This is a genomic window from Methylobacterium goesingense (assembly GCF_022179225.1).
GTDB classification, from domain to species: domain Bacteria; phylum Pseudomonadota; class Alphaproteobacteria; order Rhizobiales; family Beijerinckiaceae; genus Methylobacterium; species Methylobacterium goesingense.
Window position 1 is genome coordinate 1 of sequence record NZ_BPQL01000078.1, and the last position, 21019, is coordinate 21019.

The 21019-nt window shown below is 69.5% G+C and carries 16 protein-coding genes, 1 tRNA gene and 1 other RNA gene; 8 read left to right on the top strand and 10 right to left on the bottom strand.

The annotated features are described in order from the left end of the window. Positions 1-165: 165 nt before the first annotated feature. From parE to MFF30_RS14710, 7 genes are all read right to left on the bottom strand, one after another. Positions 166-2217, bottom strand: coding sequence for a DNA topoisomerase IV subunit B (parE, locus tag MFF30_RS14680; protein WP_238280135.1), 2052 nt, complete (start codon positions 2215-2217; stop codon positions 166-168). A gap of 262 nt (positions 2218-2479) precedes the next feature. Next, positions 2480-4456 (bottom strand): PhoX family protein, encoded by a 1977-nt coding sequence (locus tag MFF30_RS14685; RefSeq protein WP_238280136.1) that lies wholly within the window; start codon positions 4454-4456, stop codon positions 2480-2482. A gap of 97 nt (positions 4457-4553) precedes the next feature. Next, positions 4554-6290, bottom strand: coding sequence for a methyl-accepting chemotaxis protein (locus tag MFF30_RS14690; protein WP_238280137.1), 1737 nt, complete (start codon positions 6288-6290; stop codon positions 4554-4556). Between the two features lie 284 nt (positions 6291-6574). Beyond that, complete coding sequence (gene topA, locus MFF30_RS14695; RefSeq protein ID WP_238280138.1) at positions 6575-9382, bottom strand: type I DNA topoisomerase; 2808 nt, start codon at positions 9380-9382, stop codon at positions 6575-6577. A 173-nt stretch (positions 9383-9555) separates the two neighbouring features. Continuing rightward, a complete protein-coding gene (locus MFF30_RS14700) occupies positions 9556-11460 on the bottom strand; it encodes an AI-2E family transporter (protein WP_238280139.1) in 1905 nt (634 codons plus the stop codon). 98 nt (positions 11461-11558) lie between these two features. After that, complete coding sequence (locus MFF30_RS14705; protein ID WP_238280140.1) at positions 11559-11942, bottom strand: response regulator; 384 nt, start codon at positions 11940-11942, stop codon at positions 11559-11561. Between the two features lie 193 nt (positions 11943-12135). Continuing rightward, positions 12136-12342: a hypothetical protein gene (locus tag MFF30_RS14710; RefSeq protein WP_238280141.1), complete on the bottom strand. Its 207-nt coding sequence runs from the start codon at positions 12340-12342 to the stop codon at positions 12136-12138. Positions 12343-12548: 206 nt separating this feature from the next. Between MFF30_RS14710 and MFF30_RS14715 the strand changes: the two genes are divergently transcribed. The 4 genes from MFF30_RS14715 to ssrA all read left to right on the top strand — a co-directional run bounded on the left by MFF30_RS14715 (position 12549) and on the right by ssrA (position 14772). Beyond that, positions 12549-13721, top strand: coding sequence for a zinc-dependent alcohol dehydrogenase (locus MFF30_RS14715; RefSeq protein WP_238280142.1), 1173 nt, complete (start codon positions 12549-12551; stop codon positions 13719-13721). A gap of 167 nt (positions 13722-13888) precedes the next feature. Beyond that, entirely contained in the window at positions 13889-14071 is a 183-nt protein-coding gene (locus MFF30_RS14720; RefSeq protein ID WP_373320908.1) for a hypothetical protein, read from the top strand. Next, positions 14052-14399, top strand: a complete 348-nt coding sequence (locus MFF30_RS14725) for a hypothetical protein (protein ID WP_238280144.1) — start codon at positions 14052-14054, stop codon at positions 14397-14399. The genes MFF30_RS14720 and MFF30_RS14725 overlap by 20 nt, the downstream gene beginning before the upstream one ends. Before the next feature lie 5 nt (positions 14400-14404). Next, positions 14405-14772: a transfer-messenger RNA gene (ssrA, locus tag MFF30_RS14730) on the top strand. A 183-nt stretch (positions 14773-14955) separates the two neighbouring features. Here the strand turns inward: ssrA and MFF30_RS14735 are convergent. Both MFF30_RS14735 and MFF30_RS14740 read right to left on the bottom strand, forming a co-directional pair. Continuing rightward, positions 14956-15630: a hypothetical protein gene (locus MFF30_RS14735; RefSeq protein WP_238280145.1), complete on the bottom strand. Its 675-nt coding sequence runs from the start codon at positions 15628-15630 to the stop codon at positions 14956-14958. Between the two features lie 43 nt (positions 15631-15673). Continuing rightward, positions 15674-16060: a hypothetical protein gene (locus tag MFF30_RS14740; protein ID WP_238280146.1), complete on the bottom strand. Its 387-nt coding sequence runs from the start codon at positions 16058-16060 to the stop codon at positions 15674-15676. Between the two features lie 462 nt (positions 16061-16522). Here MFF30_RS14740 and MFF30_RS14745 point away from each other — a divergent pair. The 4 genes from MFF30_RS14745 (at position 16523) to MFF30_RS14760 (ending at position 19439) form a co-directional block, all read left to right on the top strand. Further along, positions 16523-16599, top strand: a tRNA-Arg gene (locus tag MFF30_RS14745). 221 nt (positions 16600-16820) lie between these two features. Next, positions 16821-16994: a hypothetical protein gene (locus tag MFF30_RS14750; RefSeq protein WP_238280147.1), complete on the top strand. Its 174-nt coding sequence runs from the start codon at positions 16821-16823 to the stop codon at positions 16992-16994. A gap of 860 nt (positions 16995-17854) precedes the next feature. Beyond that, a complete protein-coding gene (locus MFF30_RS14755) occupies positions 17855-18202 on the top strand; it encodes a hypothetical protein (protein WP_238280148.1) in 348 nt (115 codons plus the stop codon). A 25-nt stretch (positions 18203-18227) separates the two neighbouring features. Continuing rightward, positions 18228-19439, top strand: coding sequence for a S1C family serine protease (locus tag MFF30_RS14760; RefSeq protein WP_238280149.1), 1212 nt, complete (start codon positions 18228-18230; stop codon positions 19437-19439). 663 nt (positions 19440-20102) lie between these two features. Here MFF30_RS14760 and bla read toward each other — a convergent pair. After that, positions 20103-20987: a class A beta-lactamase gene (bla, locus tag MFF30_RS14765; RefSeq protein WP_238280150.1), complete on the bottom strand. Its 885-nt coding sequence runs from the start codon at positions 20985-20987 to the stop codon at positions 20103-20105. Between the last annotated feature and the right edge of the window lie 32 nt (positions 20988-21019).

The window sequence follows — 21019 nt, forward strand, 5'->3', positions numbered from 1 at the left end:
GGCCGACCCCGGTCCGCGCGGGACCTGCCGAAAACAGCAAAGAGCCCGGCCGCCACGCGGCCGGGCTCTTTGCTGTGTCGCGGGTGCATTTAGCGGGCTCGCGCCGGCGCAGGGGCCGGTTGCGTTCGGGCGAGCCCCCAAACGCAACCGGACGCCCCCCGCCCTTCAGATGTCGAGTTCGGCCCCGTCCGCGAAGGCGGCGCGCTCGGAGATGAAGGTGAAGCGCGCCTCCGGCTTGTTGCCCATCAGCCGCTCGACCGCGTCCCCGGTGGAGGCGCGGGCCTCGTCCAGCACCTCGACCCGCAGGAGCGTGCGCTTCTTCGGGTCCATGGTGGTCTCCTTGAGCTGCGCCGGCATCATCTCGCCGAGGCCCTTGAAGCGGCCGATCTCGACCTTGGCCCCCTTGAACACCGTCTTGATCAGCTGCGCCTTGTGGTCGTCGTCGCGGGCATAGGCCGTCTTGGCGCCCTGGCTGATCCGGTAGAGCGGCGGGATCGCCAGGTAGAGGTGCCCACGGTCGATGAGCTTGGGCATCTGCCGGTAGAAGAACGTAATCAGCAGCGAGGCGATGTGGGCGCCGTCGACGTCGGCATCCGTCATGATGATCACCTTCTCGTAGCGAAGGTCCTCCGAGCGGTAGCCGGTGCCGGTGCCGCAGCCGAGCGCCTGGGTCAGGTCGGAAATGAGCTGGTTGGCCCCGAGCTTGTCCCGGCTCGCCGAGGCAACGTTGAGGATCTTGCCGCGCAAGGGCAGGATCGCCTGCGTGGCACGGTCGCGCGCCTGCTTGGCCGAGCCGCCGGCTGAGTCGCCCTCGACGATGAAGATCTCCGAACCGGCCATGCCCGCCTTGGAGCAGTCGGCGAGCTTGCCCGGCAGGCGCAGCTTGCGGGTGGCGGACTTGCGCGCGACCTCCTTCTCCTGGCGGCGGCGCAGGCGCTCCTCGGCCCGGTCGATCACCCAGTCGAGGAGCTTGTTGGCCTGGGCCGGGGAAGCGGCGAGCCAGTGGTCGAAGGCGTCGCGGATCGCGGTCTCGACGATACGGGAGGCCTCGACGGTGGCGAGCTTGTCCTTGGTCTGGCCCTGGAACTCCGGCTCGCGGATGAACACCGAGAGCATCGACGCGCAGGTCGCCATGACGTCGTCGGTGGTCACCGCCGTCATGCGCTTGGCCTGGCCGACCCGCTCCGCATGCTCGCGCAGGGCCCGCAGCAGGGCGACGCGCAGGCCACTCTCGTGCGTGCCGCCCTCGGCGGTCGGGATCGTGTTGCAGTAGGAGGCCGAGACGCCGTCGTCCGCGACCATCCAGGCCACCGCCCATTCCAGCGAACCGTGCCCGCCCGGCTTGGTGATCTTGCCCGAGAAAATCGCGTCGGTGACGAGATCCTTGCCCTCGAGATCGCGGGCGAGATAGTCGCGCAAGCCCCCGGGGAAGCGGTGGACCGTCTCCGCCGGCACGTCGTCCAGGCCCTCGAGCAGGGAGGGCGCGCAGCGCCAGCGGATCTCGACCCCGCCGAACAGGTAGGCCTTGGAGCGCGCCATCTTGAACAGGCGGCGGGGATCGAACTTCAGCGCCCCGAAGATCTCGGCGTCGGGGTGGAAGCGCACGCGGGTGCCGCGCCGGTTCTGCACCCGGCCGACCGTCTCCAGGGGACCCTGCACATGGCCGCGCGAAAAGGTCTGGCGGTAGAGCGTCTGGCTGCGGGCGACCTCGACCTCGAGTTCGTCCGAGAGGGCGTTGACCACCGAGATGCCGACGCCGTGCAGGCCGCCGGAGGTCTCGTAGACCTTCGAGTCGAACTTACCGCCCGCGTGCAAGACGGTCATGATGACCTCCAGCGCGGACTTGTTGGGGTATTTCGGGTGCGGGTCGACCGGGATGCCGCGGCCGTTGTCGGTGACGACGAGGTGGCCGCTCTCCTCCAGCTCCACCTCGATGAAGCTGGCGTGCCCCGCCACCGCCTCGTCCATGGAATTGTCGATCACCTCGGCGAAGAGGTGGTGGAGGGCGCGCTCGTCGGTGCCGCCGATATACATGCCGGGGCGGCGGCGCACCGGCTCCAGCCCCTCGAGCACCTCGATGGTGGAGGCGTCGTAGCCGACTTCCGCCGAGACGGGCGGCGCCAGCGGGGCCACCGCGGCATCGAGCTTGCGGCGCTCGGCGGGCTTGGCCGGCGGCGCCTTGCCGCCGGCGAAGAGATCGCGTGCGGGGTCGCTCACCGAAGCGCCCCGCGCAGGTGACGGTGTGGCCGCGGGCTTCGCGGACCGGATCGCAGAGGGAGACCGTGCAGCATTCGCCTTCATCCTCTCACCATACCGGAACAAACCGGAAACAGAAAGGGGTTCCCGCCCGGCTCGGCAGGGGCTCGAAGCCCCCGCCGCGCACGGCGTACCACCCCATGACATGGTATGGGGGTGGTTAAGAATGCCTGACGGTGGCGCGCGGCGCTTATCGTTGCGGAAGGGGCGGGTTCTCTGCCGCTCAGGTCCCGACGCGGCCGCCGCCGCGCTTCGTGATCGTCAGTACGGCGGGGCGGGGCGGCATCGCGGGGTCGAAGTCGGGCCAGCGGGTGGCGGGCGCCTCGAAGGTGGCGGGTACCGCCTTCGGGTCCTCCTCGTCGGCCTCGCCGGGGTGCTGCACGGCGACGAAGAAGGTGGTGTCGTCGGGGGTGAAGTAGGGGCCGCACATCTCGGCCCCGTGGGGCACGCGGAAGAAGTGCTTGCCCGTGCCGCGCCCCGCGCCTTCGGTCTCCATCGCCCAGATGCCGTCGTTGCGGCCGGTGCGCGAGGGGGCATTGCCGTCGGTGGCGACCCAGAGCCGGCCGAGGCCGTCGACGGCGCAGTTGTCCGGCATGCCGAACCAGCCGTCCTTCGTGGTGGCCGACGAGAAGGTGGCGCCCACCGCCGCGAGGCCCGGATCGCCGCAGCGGACGAGGATCTCCCAGGTGAAGCCGGGCGCGGCGTGGTCGCCGTCGTCGGGGGTGAGTTCGACGATGTGGCCGAAGCGATTGTCGGCGCGCGGGTTGGCGGCGTCGACCTCACCGGCCTTGCGCTTCCCGTTGTTGGTCAGCATCACGTAGACCTTGCCGGTCTTCGGGTTGGCCTCGACGTCCTCGGGCCGGTCCATCTTGGTGGCGCCGAGCCGGTCGGCGGCGAGCCGGGCGCCGATCACCACGTCGGCTTGCGAGGCAAAGTCGTTCTCGGGCGTCAGCGGCCCCTGCCCGAACACCAGCGGCATCCAAGTGCCGCGCCCGTCGGCGTCGAAGCGGGCGACGTGCAGGGTGCCGGAATCGAGGAGGTCGCGGTCACCGCTATCGGCCCGGCCCGTGGTGACGAACTTGTAGACGTAGTCGAAGCGCTCGTCGTCGCCCTGGTAGATCACGTACTGGCCTTGCCTGGCGACGATGCCCGCCGCACCCTCGTGCTTGAAGCGGCCGAGCGCCGTGCGCTTCTTCGGAACGCTCGTCGGATCGAACGGGTCGATCTCCACCACCCAGCCGAAGCGGTTGGGCTCGTTCGGCTCGTGTGCGACGTCGAAGCGCTCGTGGTAGCGGCCCCAGGCATAGGCGCGGGCCGGCAGGTTGAAGCGCTTGTGGTTGGCGGCCTCAGGCGACCCCGCGGGCAAGGCGCCGGAGAAGTAATAGTTGATGTTCTCCTCGCAGGTCAGCCAGGTTCCCCAGGGGGTCGTGCCGCCGGCGCAGTTGTTGATCATGCCCAGCGCCGCCCGGCCCGTGGGGTCGGCGGCGGTCTTCACCCGCTCGGTGCCGGCGGCCGGGCCGGTCAGCACCATCGGCGTCGTGGCGGTGATGCGGCGGGCGTAGTGCGAGTCCGGCACCACCGTCCAGCGGCCGTCCTGGCGCCGGATCTCGAGGACCGATCCGCCATGGGCCGCCATCTCGATGTCGACGAGGTCCCGCGTCATCCCCTTGAAGTCGGCCGCCTTGGTATCCTGGCGGCCGAGGCCGGGGAACATGAGTTCCTCGTTGGTGTATTCGTGGTTGACCACGAGCAGGCCGTGCGCCGCCGGATCGGCCGCCCCCGGCATGGGGAAGTAGCCCACGAAGTCGTTGTTGTAGCCGAATTGCTGGCTCTGCGCGGCCGGCGTCTGGTTGCGCGGGTCGAAGGCCGGCGCCCCCGGCAGCACGGGATCGCCCCAGCGGATCAGGATCTCGGCGTCGTGCCCGGGGGCGACGTGGTGGTGCGCGTCCGACCCGGCCTCGATTTCTTCGAACGGGAAGCGGGTGCCCGGACCTTGCGCCGCCTGCGCTGCCCCGGCGGCCAGCGCCCGGGGCGTCACCACGGCCGCGATGGCGCCGACGCCGAGGAGTCCGCGCAGGAGGTCGCGCCGGTCGAAGCGCGCCGCGACCACATCGCCGAAGGTCGGGTTGGCGCTGCCGTTCGACCCGCGATCCTCGGCGGCCTCCGCGGCCTGCGAGCGGGTTCGCGTCGGTTCGGTCATCGGTCGGGTCCGTGAAGGCTGAAGACGAGCGTCCCGGGTAATCCGGCCGCATGGCACCGATGTGACAACGCCCGAGCGCCGCGAAGCCCTACGTACGTCAGAACCGGTAGGCGGTACGGCAGGCGCCCCAGTGCCGGCCCTGGACGCGGATCGGCGCATCGACCTCGCGGACCATGACGATGCGGTCGCCGACCTCGCGGCGATAGGCCTGCACGGTGGCAGGGCGGGTCGAGCGAGCCGCCGTGATGCCGGTGCGGTCGTCGAAGATGCGCCGGTTGCGGCTGTTTGCGTTGTTCCAGACGGGGTCGCCCGGCCGCTGCGGCTGGGACACCGCGCGATTGTGCACCGGCACGTAGCCATTCCGGTCGGCCACGATGCAGAACATCATCGCGGGGTCTTCGGCCAGCGGCGCCTCCAGCACCGGGCGGAGCAGCCGCTCCAAAACCTCGACCGAGCGAGTCGTGAACTGGCGCGGTTCGGTGCCGAGGATCGCCACATAGTCGGTATCGAACAGGAGGGCGGCGGTGAGCCGCCCGGCGGCGATCTCGGCCTCCATCAGGTCCCTGATGGTGCCGGCGAGCCCCTGGGCCCGGGCGACCAGGGGGGCATATTCCGCCTGGATCGCCCCGAGCTTGCCGGCGAGCTTCGCCTGCGCTTCCGACCCAAGGGCCTCGAAGGCACAGTGCAGGCCCATCGGACTGATCGCGGCCACACGCGCCCGAACGGCGCCGATCCCGGCGATGTCGAGATCGAGCGCATGACCGGCGCCGATCTCGGGCCCGGTCTCGGGCCGGGCCAGCAGAGCGCCCCCCTCGCTGAGGTCGATGGTGCGGGTGCGCGCGCCGCTCCCGAGCGCGACGGTCAGGTCGGCCGGGTAGCGGTCGGCCCGGCGCCGGTCGCCGATCTCGTTCTGGCGGATCACCGCGACGAAGCGGCGCCCGAGGCCGGCGGCCTCTTCGGCGGCTTGGGCCGCCGCGCTCTCCATGGCCTCGGCCCGACGGTCGAGGGCGACCGTAGCGGCGCTGGTCTCGCCCGCGCCGGTGCTCACGTCGGCGATCAGGTCCGCCGTCCGCGTGGCCTCCGAGACCACGTGGGTGACGATGCCGACCTGTTGGTCGACGATGCCCCGCACGGTGCCGAAGGCGGGCCGGACCGCCTCGATCGCCTCGGCCGCCGCGCCGATGGCGGCGCTGGAGGCGGTCGCTCCCTCGCGCAGGCGCGCGATCCGGCTGCGCACGTCGTCGGCCGCCCGGGCGGTCTCGACCGCCAGAGCCTTCACCTCCGCCGCCACCACGACGAAGCCGCGGCCCGCCTCGCCGGCGCGTGCCGCCTCGATGGTGGCGTTAAGCGCCAGCAGGTTGGTCTGGCGTGCCACCGCCGAGATGGTGTCGACGATGCTGGCGATCTCGTTCCCGGCCGTCGCCAGGGCGCCGATCAGCGCCCGGGCCTCCGCGCCCCGGCTGCCTGCCTGGTCGAGATGCCCGGAGGCCTGGTGCAGCGCATCGGTGATGCGCGTCGAGACCGTGGACAGGCCCTCGGTCCGCTCGGTGAAGCCGGAACTGGCCGCGCTGGCCGCCTCGGCGGCCTCCGCGAGATCGCTCATGCGGGCACGGATGGCAGCCAGCCCGGCCTGCATGTCCACGACGTCGGTGCGGGTGGCCGCGATCGATTCGCCGACGCTGCCGATCGCTTTCAGGACGTCGCTCTCGATCGCGTCCAGCACCTCGCCGTGGCTGGCCTCCGGCGGCGTCTGTACGGCGCCGGCCAAAGCCTGCGCGGCGGGCGCGGGCTGCGCGAGGGTTGCGTCGGGCCGGTCGGCAGGTCGTCTGGACAAGAATCGCATGTCCATAATGTTCGGGCCGACACCCTAAACAACTGATAACAACAGCGGCGTCCCCCGCACCGTCCCCTCGGACGCACACCCAGTCCTGTATTCAGATTTTCGTGAGCCTGGGCGTCGAGATGCACACGGCGTCTTGCACCCCCGAGCGATTTAGAGCCGGCAAACGGTCCGACCGGGGCTTCCCGACCGTCGCGATGTCATCGAACACCGCGACGGTCGTGAGGCGGCCTGGCCCCGGAGGCGCGCGGCCCCCGAGCCTCAGGCCTTCTCGAGCCTCAGGCTTTCTTGCGCGCCGCCGGCTTGGCCGCCGTGGTCCCGGCAGCGCTCGCGACTGCTTTCTTCGTCGGTTTTTCGGCCGGCTTCTTGGCCACAGCCGCCTTCGCCGCCGGCTCGGCGGCCGGCTCGTCTCCGTTCGCCGCCGTCTTGGCAGCGGCCTTCTTGGCGGGCGCTTTCTTGGCCGGCGCTTTCTTGGCAGGAGCCTTCTTGGCCGGAGCCTTCGCACCCGCCGCCTTGCGGGCCGGCGCCTTCTTCTTGCCCCCGCCGGCGGCTTCCCGCGCGGCGATCAGTTCCAGCGCCTGGGGCAGGTCGACCGCCTCGGCGGCCATGGTTTTCGGCAGGGTCGCGTTGGTGGTGCCGTCCGTGACGTAGGGGCCGTACTTGCCGGACTTCACCACGATGGGCTTACCCGTCTCGGGGTGCTCGCCCAGCGGCCGGCCCGGATCGGCCGCCGGTCCGCGCCGGCCGCCGCCCTGCTCCTTGGCGACGATGAGGTCGATGGCCCGGTTGGCGCCGATCTCCAGCACGTCGTCGTCGCGCCCGAGATTCGCGTACATCTTGCCGTGCTGCACGTAAGGGCCGAAGCGGCCGAGATTGGCCAGGATCGGCTCGCCGGTCTCTGGGTGGCGGGCCACCTCGCGCGGGAGCGACAGAAGCTTCAGCGCCATCTCCAGGTCGACCGAGGACGGGCTGGTGCCCTTCGGGATCGACGAGCGCTTGGGCTTGGGCGCTTCCTTCTCGGTCGAGGCCTCGCCGAGCTGGACGAAGGGGCCGAAGCGGCCGTCGCGCACCGTCACGGGCAGGCCGGACACGGGGTCGTTGCCGAGGACCCGCGTGCCGGGCTGGCCGCCGTTCTCGGACGAGCCCTCGCCATCGCCCTCGACGCCCGAGGCGGCGAGCTGGCGGGTGTACTTGCACTCCGGATAGTTCGAGCAGCCCACGAAGGCCCCGAACTTGCCGAGCTTCAGGGAGAGCTGGCCGGCGCCGCAGGTCGGGCAGGTGCGCGGGTTCGAGCCGTCGGCCTTCTCGGGAAAGATGTGGGCGCCGAGCAGGTCGTTGAGGGCGTCGAGCACCTCGGCGACGCGCAGCTCCTTGGTGCCCGCGATCGCGGCGGAGAAGTCGCGCCAGAAGTCCCGCAGCACCTCGCGCCAGTCGATCTCGGCGTTCGAGACCCGGTCGAGCTGCGTCTCGAGATCGGCGGTGAAGTCGTACTCGACGTAGCGCTTGAAGAAACTCTCCAGGAAGCCGGTGACGAGGCGGCCCTTGTCCTCGGCGACCAGCCGCTTCTTGTCGATCCGCACGTATTCGCGGTCGCGCAGGGTCTGCAGCACGGCGGCGTAGGTGGAGGGCCGGCCGATGCCGAGCTCCTCCATGCGCTTGACGAGGCTGGCCTCGGAATAGCGCGGCGGCGGCTCGGTGAAGTGCTGGGTCGAGGCGATGCGCTCGCGCTTCAACGGGTCGCCGGCCTTCATCGGCGGCAGGCGACGGCCGTCCTCGTCCTCCTCGTCGTCCTTGCCCTCCTGGTAGAGGGTGAGGAAGCCGTCGAACTTTACCACCTGGCCGGTGGCGCGCAGCTCCAGCTTGCGCGGCCCGACCTGCGCGACGACGTCCACCGTGGTGCGCTCCAGCTCGGCCGATTCCATCTGGCTCGCCACCGTGCGGGTCCAGATCAGTTCGTAGAGCTTGGCCTGTTCGGCATCGACGGTGCGGGCCACGGTCTTGGGCAGCCGGCCCATATCGGTGGGGCGCACGGCCTCGTGCGCTTCCTGGGCGTTCTTGGCCTTGACGCTGTACTTGCGCGGGCTTCCCGGCAGGTAGCGCTCGCCGTACTCCCGGGCCACGACCCGGCGCACGTCCTCGATGGCCTCCGGCGCCATGTCGACGCCGTCCGTCCGCATGTAGGTGATGAGACCCACCGTCTCGCCGTCGATCTCGACGCCTTCGTAGAGCTTCTGGGCGGCGCGCATGGTCTGGGCCGGCGCCATCCCGAGCTTGCGGGAGGCCTCCTGCTGGAGGGTCGAGGTGGTGAAGGGCGGGGCGGGGTGGCGCTTGGCGGGCTTGGCCTCGACGCTGCCGACCGAGAAGGTGGCGAGTTCGAGGTCGCGCTTGAACGCCGCCGCCTCGTCGCCGGAACCGACGTCGAGGCGCTGGATGCGCTTGCCGTCCGCGCCGGTGAGGCGGGCCTCGAAGGTGGCGCCGGTGTCGGTCACCAGGGTCGCCACCAGCGACCAGTACTCGCGGGGCTTGAAGACCTCGATCTCGCGCTCGCGCTCGCAGACGAGACGGAGCGCTACCGACTGCACGCGGCCCGCCGAGCGGGCACCCGGCAGCTTGCGCCACAGCACCGGCGAGAGGTTGAAGCCCACGAGATAGTCCAGCGCACGGCGCGCCAGGTAGGCGTCGACCAGCGCCTGGTCGATCTGCCGGGGCTGGCGCATGGCGGTCTCCACCGCCGCCTTGGTGATGGCGTTGAAGGTCACGCGCTCCACCGGAATGCCCTTGAGGGCGCGCCGCGCGGTGAGCGCCTCCACCACGTGCCAGGAGATCGCCTCGCCCTCGCGATCCGGGTCGGTCGCCAGAATCAGGCCGTCGGCGCCTTTCAGCGCCTTGACGATGTCGGAGACGCGCTTCGAGCCCCGATCGTCGAGCTCCCACAGCATGTGGAAGTCCGCCTCCGGATCGACGGAGCCGTCCTTGGCGGGCAGATCACGGATATGGCCGAACGAGGCCAGCACCTCGTAGTCGCCGCCAAGGTACTTATTGATCGTCTTGGCCTTGGCCGGCGACTCGACGACGACGACTTTCATGTGCGGATTCTAGCCTCTCGTCAGAGCCTGACCCGCAGCGACGACCGGCAGCAGCGACGACCGGCGGTAGAGTGTGCGGGGGGTGCCGCCACCCGCGAACAGGGGGCCGGCGCGGGGGAGAAGTGGGTCAACCCCGGGGGGATGTCAAATGACCGCCCGCCGCCGGCCCCGTCTCAGGCGCGTCTGGCGAAGGTGAGGGCGGCGTCCAGCGCGCCGTTCAGGGTGGTCACCAGGGCGTCGGCCGAGAGGGTGCGGCGCAGGCGGTCGATGGTGGCCGGATCGCGCTCGCGCCAGAACCCGACCAGCACCTTCACGCCCGGGATCGCCCGGCGCGCCTGGCGCACGTTGAGCCGGATCTGCGACAGGCTGACGGGCTCGAGGTAGGAGAAGCACACCAGGGCGATCCCCGAGAGGTCCTCCGGCGTCTCGCCCCGGCGCAGCTGGGCCATCGACATCACCTGCGCGGACAGGCCGTGCCGCCCGAGGATCTGGCCGAGCATCAGCGTCGCGGCCTCGTCGAAGGGGCCGCGGCTGGACACGCAGAGCACGGGCCGGGGGGCGCGCCAGCGCGCCGGAAGGTCGCCGGGGCTCAGCACCGTCGCGGCGACCTGCCGGTCCGGCCCGATGGCGTCGAAGGCCGCCGAGGTCTCGGAATTGCCCGCCGAAGCGCCGGAGCCTGTCCTGCGCTGGACCGGCAGCGCCCCGAGGCGGGACACGACGGTGCGCAGGGCGGTGCCGACCTCGTCCTGCCGCGACCGGTCCAGGCTGCCGCGCGAGAGGTCCTCCTGCGCCATCAGGAGGCCAGCCAGCACGACCTCGTCGTAGTAGGTGACGAGGGCGCGGGCCTTCAGGAACAGCTGCCCCTGGTCGATGGCCTCGGCGGGGTCGCCCGCCAGCATGCGCTGGTAGAAGATCTCGGGCGGCGACAGGGCCGGGCGGTCTCCCAGGATCACGTCGAGATACCACAGCCTGTCGATGTGGCGGCCGAGCACCACGAGGCAGACGGTGATGGGAGTCGCCAGCACGAGGCCGATCGGCCCCCACAGGAAGGCCCAGAGGGTGGCGGCCAGGATCACCGCGATCGGCGAGAGGCCGGTGGAATGACCGTAGAGCAGGGGCTCGATCACGTGGCCGGCGATGGGCTCGACGACGAGGAACAGCGCCGCCGTGGCGATCACCATGCTCCAGCCGGGATCGACGGCGGCCGCCACGATGAGGGGTAGGAGGGCGCTGATCGCCGCGCCGATATAGGGCACGAACCGCATGATCGCGGCGAGCACCCCGAACAGGATCGGGTTCGGTACGCCGATCCACCACAGGCCGAGGCCGATCACCACGCCGAAGGCGATGTTGAGGACGAGCTGGGCGAGGAAGAACCGGCTCAACCGGGCCACCGCGTCGTCGATGGCCGCCGTGGTGCGGCGCAGGTCGCCGGAGCCAGCCAGCCGGATCGCGCGGTTCCGCAGGTCTTCCCGCTGCAGCAGGATGAAGATCGTGAAGATGAGGATCAGGCCCGTGGTGGCGAGCGGATGCAGGATCGGACCCGCGACGGCGCCGAGGGTGCCGAGCAGCCCCGCCTTGGCGGAGGCGATCTGCACGTGGAACGGATGGGCGGCGCTGCCGGCGGTCCCCTCGGGGATGGGCGTCTTCAGGTCCGGCTGAAGCTCGGCACTGAGGTCCTGCACCATGTCGACCATGCGGGAGAGCGTGCCGCTGCCGGCGGTGGCCTCCTTCAGTGATCCGATCTTCTCGCGCATGGTCACCTGATAGCGCGGCAGGTCGGAGGCGAGCTGCGCCGCCTCGTTGGCGATGAGCAGGGCGACCCCGAGCAGCGCCCCGAAGGCGGTCAGCACAACGACGAGCACGGCGATCGCCCGGGGAACCCGGATGCGGCGCAGGAGGCGCACGCCCGGCACGAGGACGAAACTGAGCAAGATCGCCAGGGTCACGGGCACGAAGATGTCGCGCCCGAGATAGAGCGCCGCCGCGATGGTGATGACGAGGAGACAAGAGGCCAGGGTCGTGAAGACCGGCATCGCCTGCCGCAGCAGGCGGGCGGTGATGGGATCGTCGCTCATGGAATGCTTCGGATCTCGTCAGGATGAGCGACGGGCACGGCCAACCCGCGACGCGTCGAACGGGCAGGGGCGTGGAACGCGGGTGGTCGGCGGCGTGGTCAGACGGCGGCGGGTGCCTGCGGCCCCACGGCGGCGTTGATCTGCGTCAGCAGCTTGGAGAAATCCACGGGCTTGGGGTGGTAGTCGTTGCAGCCGGCCTGGATCGCCTTGTCGCGGTCGCCCGACATCGCGTGGGCGGTGAGCGCGATGATCGGGATGCCCTTGGTGTCGCTGCCGGATTTCAGCACGCGGGCCGCCGACCAGCCGTCCAGGATCGGCAGGTTCATGTCGAGCAGGATCACGTCGGGCTGCCCGGTGCGCGCCTGCTGCACGCCGGATTCGCCGTCATGGGCGAGGATCACGTCGTAGCCGCGCCGCTTCAGCCGGCGGGACAGGAAGTCCCAGATCTCCTCGTGATCTTCCACCAGCAGGATTTTCGCCATTCGCCCTGAACCCCTCGAACGTCACCAGCCGCCTCGCCGCACGGCGCGTCGCGCGCATCGCGGCCAGACCCGGGCTGGCTCCCGAGCAAGACACGTGCTCGGGCCGTGCTGTGAACGCACGACCGGCCGGAACGGTCCATGGCATTCCAGCCGATCCGGCGACAGGCACATAACCCTGTGATGCCCGCGACACTTAGGGCGGGTCGAGCCGGGTTTTCGGCCGGGCGTCGCTCAACGGGCCGGAGGTGCCGGGCAGGAGGCCGCTATCCTGCATCCAGAGCATCAGCATGATGGTGGCGACGAGTGTGGCGAAGGAGGCGAGGCGCCCGAGATGCCTGCGCCGGACCACCATCAGCACGAAGGTCGCCAGGAGGACGAGGAGCAGGACGAGGAACAGCATGCGGGGGACCAGCCTTTTCGCCCGGTGAGTCCGTGGCCAACGGGGGGCGGCTCCGCCCGTTCCCGCGCGCCGCGTCCGCAGGGAACAAGGCCGCGACCGCCGACCTTCTCGTGGCGGGTGCCCGGGTCGCGGCGTCCCACATTCCTCACAGACCGCCCCGGAGCGCCGGGCGTCGCGATCCGACGCCCGCCGGATGGAGATTCGCGATGAAGGCATTGTGCTGGCACGGCAAGGGCGACATCCGCTGCGATACGGTCCCGGACCCGCGGATCGAGGATGCCCGCGACGTCATCATCAAGGTGACGTCCTGCGCGATCTGCGGCTCCGATCTCCACCTGATGGACGGGCAGATGCCCACCATGGAATCGGGCGACGTGCTCGGCCATGAGTTCATGGGCGAGGTGGTCGAGGTCGGGAGCGGCTTCACCAAATTCCGCAAGGGCGACCGCATCGTCGTGCCCTTCAACATCAATTGCGGCGAATGCCGCCAGTGCCGGCTCGGCAACTGGTCGGTCTGCCAGCGCTCCAACCGCAACGCCGCGATGGCCGCCGCCCAGTTCGGCTACACCACGGCGGGCCTGTTCGGGTATTCGCACATCACCGGCGGCTACGCCGGGGGACAGGCCGAGTACGTACGCGTGCCCATGGCCGACGTCGCCCCGATGAAGGTGCCGGACGGCATGGACGACGAGTCGGTCCTGTTCCTCACCGACATCCTGCCCACCGGCTGGCAGGGCGCCGAGCATTGCGAGATCCAGGGCGGCGAGATCATCGCGGTCTGGGGTGCCGGGCCCGTCGGCCTGTTCGCGATCCAATCCGCCAAGATCATGGGCGCCGAGCGCATCATCGCCATCGAGACCGTGCCCGAGCGCATCGCGCTGGCCCAAAAATACGGCGCCACCGACGTCATCGACTTCATGAAGGAGGACGTGTTCGAGCGCATCAAGGAGATCAGCAAGGGCGAGGGTGCCGATGCGGTCATCGACTGCGTGGGCATGGAGGCCACCGCCGGCCACGGCATCGCCGGGGTCCTCAGCACCTTGCAGGAGAAACTCACCTCCACCGAGCGCCCCTATGTGCTGGCCGAAGCGATCAAGGCCGTGCGCCCTTGCGGCATCGTCTCGGTGCCCGGGGTCTATGGCGGACCGGTGCCGGTCAACATGGGCTCGATCGTGCAGAAGGGCCTGACCCTGAAGAGCGGGCAGACCCACGTGAAGCGCTACCTCGAGACCCTGACGAAGCTGATCCAGGAAGGCCGGTTCGACATGACCTCGCTGATCACGCACCGCTCCACCAACCTCGCCGACGGCCCCGAACTCTACAAGACCTTCCGCGACAAGAAGGACGGCTGCGTGAAAGTGGTCTTCCATCCGAACTGAGCCGGATCGGGCTGGGCCTGGAACGGGACCCGTTCGCCGGTCGATCGCGCGGCCGGGCGATCGACCGGCGGGAACTGGATCGTTCATGATCCGGGTTCTGCTGCGCCCGAGCCCGAAGTCCATTGCGGGCCGGGCCAAGCATCCGCTAAAGCCGGAGCATGTCAGACTTGGAAATACTCCTTGACCGCCTCAAGGATGCTCAGCGTACGCTCATCGTCGAGGCGGCGAAGATCGCCATGCTACCGCCGGACAGCATGCTGCGGCGCGTGGCGGACCTCGAAAACACGATCGCGGCCGTCGAGGCGTTGATCGAGGAGCAGGCCCCGCGCCGTGGCCGCGCCGCGGAGTGAGGCTGGCCTGCCCCCGGTGACGCCGGACGGGCGCTACCTCGTGGTGCGCGGACGGCTTTGGCGCCGGACCCGCCCGGACCTTGCACCCGCCGACCGCGAAACCCTCGTGACGGCCCTGATGGAGGCCCGCCGCGCCGTGAAGGCCGCCACGGCGGGGGACGCGGACGCACTCGCGGGCGCCCGTCGCGCCGTCGACGCCGCCAAGCGGGGCCTCGGAGAGCGTGGCCCCGTCTGGTGGGATGATGGCGCCCCCGACCTCAACCGGCACATGGCCCGCAACACGCCCTACGCCGCCTGGTTCGCGGACCAGAAAGATGCGGCGGGATAACGCGCCGACTGGACCGGCGGACCGGGTTCGCCTATATCGAAGCTGCGGTTGATGACCGGTTCGTAATAACGTTTCAGGACCCGGAGGGCAGTACTCCGGCGCCTCCACCACGAGCTCACGGGCGTCCGTGCCGGTGAGCTTCTGATGGGGGCGAAATAGGATCGACTGGGCGGTAAAGGGATCGCGAGTTCGCTTTCACTTCGGTGCAAGACGATGCGGCTGTCGGTAAGGACTCGACCGGTTCGACGCAGGTAACCCCTGTTTCGAGCATTTGGCCAAAACTCTAAATGCCAACGATAACGTTGTCATGGATGCCCGCCTCGCGGCGTAAGCATCTTGCGGTAGGGTAACCGTCGAAACAGAACCCGGAGCTTCGGCTCCGGGACCCACCTTTCCCGACAATTTCAAATCTCCCGAGCGACCCGCGATGCGGGGCCTTCGCGACGTGGAGTCATGCCGTCCGCGCCGGCGACGTGAGAAAGCCCCGGGGCCGATCGGGCCCCGGGGCTTCTCGTTTCGTATCGCTCGCGCCCGCTATTCGGACGGCGCCCCGCCCTTAGACGGGGGTGTTCGGGTAGGCGCGCACGCGGTTGCGGCCCTCGACGGTGCCGCCCAGCGCGTTGCCGGGAATCGCGTCCGGCGAGGTGGCGGCGGCGGCCTGCGGAGCGGTCCAACCCTCGGCGCGCCAGTTCTGCGCCCGCTCGTCGACGTCGATCGAGCCGTGCTCCTCCAGGATGTCCATGACCCGGGCCGCGTGAGCATCGTCTGCCCGGACCGTCACGAGGGTACCGCCCCGGCGCACGCCCTCGCTGTAGGTCTGGGCGTCGCTCTCGCTGAGCCCGGCGCCCGTGAGGCCACCGGCCAGGCCACCGGCGGCGGCACCGATGCCCGCACCCGTCACGGTCGCCACGAGCCAGCCCGCCGCCACCACCGGGCCGACACCCGGGATGGCGAGGAGGCCGAGGCCCGTGAGCAGGCCGGCCGCGCCGCCCAGGACCGTGCCGACGGTGGCGCCGGCACCGGCGCCGCTGGAGGCCTTCTCGGTCGTGTCGTGGTGGCCGGTGCCGCCGACCGCGTTCGTGGTGTTCAGGCGGCCGGCGTGCCGGTCGCCCTCGTTGCTGCTCACGATGCTGATGTCGGCGTGGGGAATGCCCGCCGCCTCGAGCTTGCCGACGGCGGTGCTGGCGGCGTCGTAATCGTCGTAGAGGGCGGTGATGGTCTGGTGGGCCATAGGATGCTCCTGTTCGCGAAGGTCGCTTCGGTTTCGGAATCCGTTACTGGGCGGCGACGTTGCCCTTGAAATCGACGCCGACCTTGACCGGCTTTCCGTTGAGCACCGCGTCGCCGCGCCAGATGCCCTTGTCGTCCTTGGTCAGGCCCTTGATGTCCTTGTAACCGGCCTCGGTCAGGCGGTGATGCGTCTGCGCCTCGGTGAAGCTGTTGGCGCCTTCCTCGAGCTTGGCATGCGCTGCCGCCTGCGTGGTGGCGGGCTTCGTGGCGTCCGGCTTGTCGGTGTTGGGGCGGGTGACCGCCTCCTGGCCGCCGGAATTCGCGCTGGATTTCGCGTCCGGGGCCGGGGTCCCGGTAACGGTGGTCTGGGCGAAGGCCGGGCTCGCGCCGAGGAGCGACAGAAGGGCGAGGGTGGTCAGGGACCGTTTCACGGCATTCTCCTTGGGGTATCGCGACGGATGAAAGTCCCTCTCAATCTCGCGAGACCGCAAAGCGTTCCAAGCTGTGCCAACGAACAAAAACGCCGGGCGAGCCAAGCTTTGCCCGCCCGTCGGTTGTTCCGAAAAAACGTGACAGATATCGCAAGATGAATCGCGCTCCGCGAGTTGCTCTGCAACACGGTCGATCTTTTCGCGACGGACAGGTTTCCTGCAGACACCCAGCTCTGGACGTTCCAGCCGTGTTTCAAAACCTTCATCCGCCGAACGCGGCCGCGATCGCCAACGGGCGTCCCGCCGGACCGGCGACAGCGCGCCGTGCGCAGCGCCGAGGCAGGCCGGCCCCATCTGGCGAGCCGGCGTGAAAAACTTGTCCGGCCAGGGTTGCCAGCGCAAAAAGGAGCCTCTAAACACCCGCTCACACCGGGGCGGCGGCAACGAGCCACCCGGTCGAAGGCGCCCGTAGCTCAGCTGGATAGAGCACCAGACTACGAATCTGGGGGTCAGAGGTTCGAATCCTTTCGGGCGCGCCAATACTCAGCTTGGTTTCCAGACCGGCTTGAATGATCAGGGGTAACGCTGTGGGTCACAGCGCAGGCACCCTGAACCTTCCAAGATAATTCGTAGATCGTTCGCGGTTCTGCTTTGCTCGCACACGCAACCAGACCGTCATGAGCGGTCGGCTTGGGCGCACAAACCGCCCGGCCGAGCGTTACCACTCGCAAGTCTGAATTGGCCCGCGAGAGGTAATGGAATGACGCCACGGACAGCCGCGATCGTTGCTGGCGCCGGCTGTGCTCTGATCGGGCCTGCCACGGCTCGGGCCTTCGCGGGCTCGCCAACGGATGAACTGGTCCTGTCGCTGATCATCGCCGGTTCGGTTCTGACGACCACGCTGATCCTCGGCCTGCGATCGCGGGACGAGTGATGCCGATGCCGCCGGGGGCGCGGCATCTGAGCGCCGTGGCGAACGAACGGCATGGGGCGGGACTTTCCTGCGTGTCGGTCCGAGGATCGACCGTCCACGCCCCCTATGCTCGGCTTCCCCCCGTTTCCGGGCGGGCGTGGACGACATCGCAGTCCGCTCATGCGGTCAGAGTTGCAGGTCTCTATCGTCGCAACGCAGCCAGACCGACCGGCGCTCCTGAGGCTCGGGCGCGCCGAGTGACGGTTCAGCGTCGGCAACCGGCGCCCTCTCGGGATCATCACTTGCCGCGTCGAAGGCGAGATCCGCCAGCGCTCGAACGCCTCGCGGCGGAACGGTCGTGCCCTGGAGACGCCCTCAGGCGGCGAACCGGACGAGGTTGCTCGTCGGATCAGCCCCAGCCCTTCACGTGATGCTCGATCGCGTCGCGATGCTCTTCAAGCTCAGCAGGCGGGCTGCCCTAGCACTGAGCATAGCAGCGTGCTCGCCTCATGCGCCAGGCGGGGAGTGGGCGTTCGGCGGACGCCCTGCCGCGTCAGGGCCGGCGTCAGGATCAACGCCGAATGCCTTCGCCGGAGCCACGATGGTTGTTCGCGGCCCCGCAGCCGTCCAGCGCCGCAACCTCGCCCCTGGAGGCATTGGCCATTACCTTGAGGGATCTGGCCGACGAATCGGTAAGGTTGTCGCTCAAAAACACTGCAGGCCCACGATCCTAAGCCGGAAAACGACTTTTCAAGCGTGGCCGTTCGAATAGGTTGTATCGGCGGCGCGGGGGTTGTGGGCGCGGAGATCCAGTCGCCGAATGCCTCTCCGCACTGGCCCGGGAGGTCGTTCGCAAACCTCTGAGCCTTCCTACGATCGGGATGCTTTCGGTGAACGCTTCAAAATATGTTCTCAGCGCCGTCGCGGCGGCTCTCATCGGTTGCACCGCAGGTGTGCCGCGCGCATCGGCGGGCCCGCTGGACGGCCTTGCCGGCGGCGCGATCGGCTTCGCCCTGGGTGCCATGGTGGCTGCGCCGCGGCACGCATACTACGCTCCGCGGACGCGACGCGTCATCGTCTATCGGAACCGTCCGTCCCGCCGCCACGTCGCATCCGCCCCGGTTCGTCGGAATGCCGGGCCGTTGCAGGGCGGCGCGGCCATCAGCACCGCATCCGACCCGTTCGCAGGATCGAGCACCGCACGGCCGATTCCCGTCAGCGGCCGCTGAGACCATCGGGAAGGTTCTTACCGTCATGCGTCTCGTCTTGCGCCCGTTCCTGATCGGCCTGCTGGCCCTTGCGGCTGCGCTCCCTGCACCACGGGCGGCCACCGCTGCTCCTGTCCTCGGCGTGGACAAAACGATCGGTAAGGTTTCAGGCTGGTCGATCGGGGTCAGCCGATCGACCGACGGCTGTCTGGCCGCCGCGACCTACGAGGACCAGACGACGGTCTGGATGGGATTCAACGGAGAAAGGGACGAGGCATTCCTCGCCTTCACGAATCCCAAATGGCGATCAATCGAACCCGATCGCATCTATCAACTCATGATGCTCACCGGACGGGGACGCTGGAAGGGTCAGTTCACCGGTCTCGAACGCGGTGCGGATCGCGGTCTCATGGCATCCGGGCTGAAGAAGAGCTTCGTGCTCGACATCGCCCGTGCCGGTGGGATCGAGGTGCTGTTCGAGCGCAAGTCGATCGCGCGGCTCTCGTTGTCCGGATCCTCGGATGCGATCAGCGCGATGATCGACTGCCAGAAAGCCATCGTCGAAGCGAAAGCGGAGGCTGCGCCCCCCAGGAACAAGCCAAACCCCGACGCGGGCGTGACGCCGAAGCGGGAGAGCGGCTCTTCGGGAACGGGCTTCTTCGTGTCGGAGGCCGGACACGTGCTGACCAACAACCACGTCATCAGTGGCTGCACGGAGATCAATATCGCCAAGTTCGGTCTGCCGTCCCTGCGGGCTCGGCTCGTCGCGACCGACGTCCAGAACGATCTGGCTGTGCTGAGCACCGCCTTCGAGCATCCCGTGGTGCCGGCCTTGTCGCTCAAGCCAAGGGTCGGCGAGAGCGTCTATGCCTATGGCTTTCCGCTTCCCAACCTGCTGGCAGCCTCCGGCAATTTCACGGTCGGCAACATCACCGCAGCGGCGGGCCTCGGCGATGACACCCGCATGCTGCAGATCTCGACGCCCGTTCAGCCGGGCAACAGTGGCGGTCCGCTCATCGATCAGTACGGCGCCGTGGTCGGCGTCATCGCCTCCAAGCTCAATGCGATGACGGTCGCGAAGGTCAACAACGACATCCCGCAAAACGTGAACTTCGCCATCAAGTCGATGATCGCGCTGAATTTCCTGGACTCCAACGGTATCGTCACGGCGAGCGGCGCCAGGAATCCGACCCCGCTGGATCCGGCGACGGTCGCCGAGCAGGCCAAGGCCTATACCGTTCACGTGACCTGCCGATAAGCCGTACCGTTCTCGATCGGCCGCGGGGATACCCCGGGTCGGACAACGATGCGCCCTGGCGCGCGAACGCGATGCCTGGCGGCCGAGCCCGCCACTCGGGCGGTGGCTCGGCGTTCGGGTCGACCTTGTTGCAGGGGGGCGTCATGTCCGCGAAGCCCCCCGGTGGAGGAAGGCAAAGGCGGTGAGCGAGCCGCTCGCACTCGCCCCGAGAGGGCTGCCACGCAGGCCGCGTTGCAGGAATTCGTAGGCTTGCAGGACGTTCTGTCCGTCCTGCGCCATCGCGCCGAGCAGACTGTCACGCAGGGATGTGCGTCCTGCCAGGGGCACCGCGCCCCGCGCCCGATGAGCCTCCGGCAGCGTCGACGTCGCAGCGGCCTCGCGCAATCCGCGCTCGAGTTCCGGTCTGTCCGCCGGACCGAAGGTCCGGAGACGTCATCCCATGCTTCGCATCACCTACGGAAAACGCCCTTGAGATCTCGATCACGGAGGTGTTCGGGGTTTTATTCGAAAAGACGCGCCACCTCTTCCGATGCCGTTGATTGGATGGAACCTTCAGAACGATCTTGCGCAATAAAGGCGCGCGGAGACGTTCTCCGTACAGTCAGACTGCTTGCGTTCGATCGAAGCCTGCCGATCGCGCGAGGGTCGCCAGCTCCCATCGCGTCAGAGGTTGGCCGCAATGGCGCGGGCGACGTCCGCGAGGATCGCGTTGCGGTGCTCGGTGGGCGCGTCCGTCTCCGTCAGATAGACCGCCACGAGGATCGGCGCGCCGCCCGGAGGCCAGAGCAGGCCCGCATCGTTGGTGGTGCCCCGGTCGCCGGAGCCCGTCTTGTCGCCCACGCGCCAGCCCGGGGGCAGGCCCGCCCGCAGCCGGGCGCCCCCCGTCTGGTTGTCCGCGAGCCACCCGAGCAGGATCGCCCGCGAGGCGGGCGTGAGGGCGGTGCCGAGGGTCAGCCGCTCCAGATTCGCCACCATCGCCGCCGGGGTGGTGGTGTCGCGCGGGTCGCCCGGCAGCGCTTCGTTCAGGGTCGGCTCGTTGCGGTCGAGCCGGGTCGTCGGATCACCGAGACCGCGCAGGTAGGCGGTGAGCCCGGCGGGGCCGCCGAGTGTGGTGAGGATGAGGTTGCCCGCGGTGTTGTCGCTCAGGGTGATGGCCGCCGCGCAGAGATCCCCGAGGGTCATGCCGCCTTCGGCCACGCGGGGCTGCGTGGCGGGCGAGTATTCCACCAGATCCCCAGGGCCGTAGGGGACCCGACGCTCCAGATGCTCCGTGCCCCCGTCCACCCGCGCCAGAACCGCCCCGGCCGCCAGCAGCTTGAAGGTGCTGCAGAGGGGAAAGCGCTCCTCCGCCCGGTGGCCGGAGATCTGGCCCGTGCCGGTGTCGCGCATCTGGACGCCGAGGCGGCCGCCGCTGCGCGCCTCCAGCGCCGCGAAGCGCTCGGAGAGGGCCGGGCGCGACGGCGCGCCAGGCCCCTGTCCGGCCAGTACCGCGCCTCCGCAGAAGAGGGCGGCGCCGCCGCCGGAGAGGAGGGTGCGTCTGTCGAGCATCGCGGAGCCTTTCCGTGGTCGCCGGGCAGACA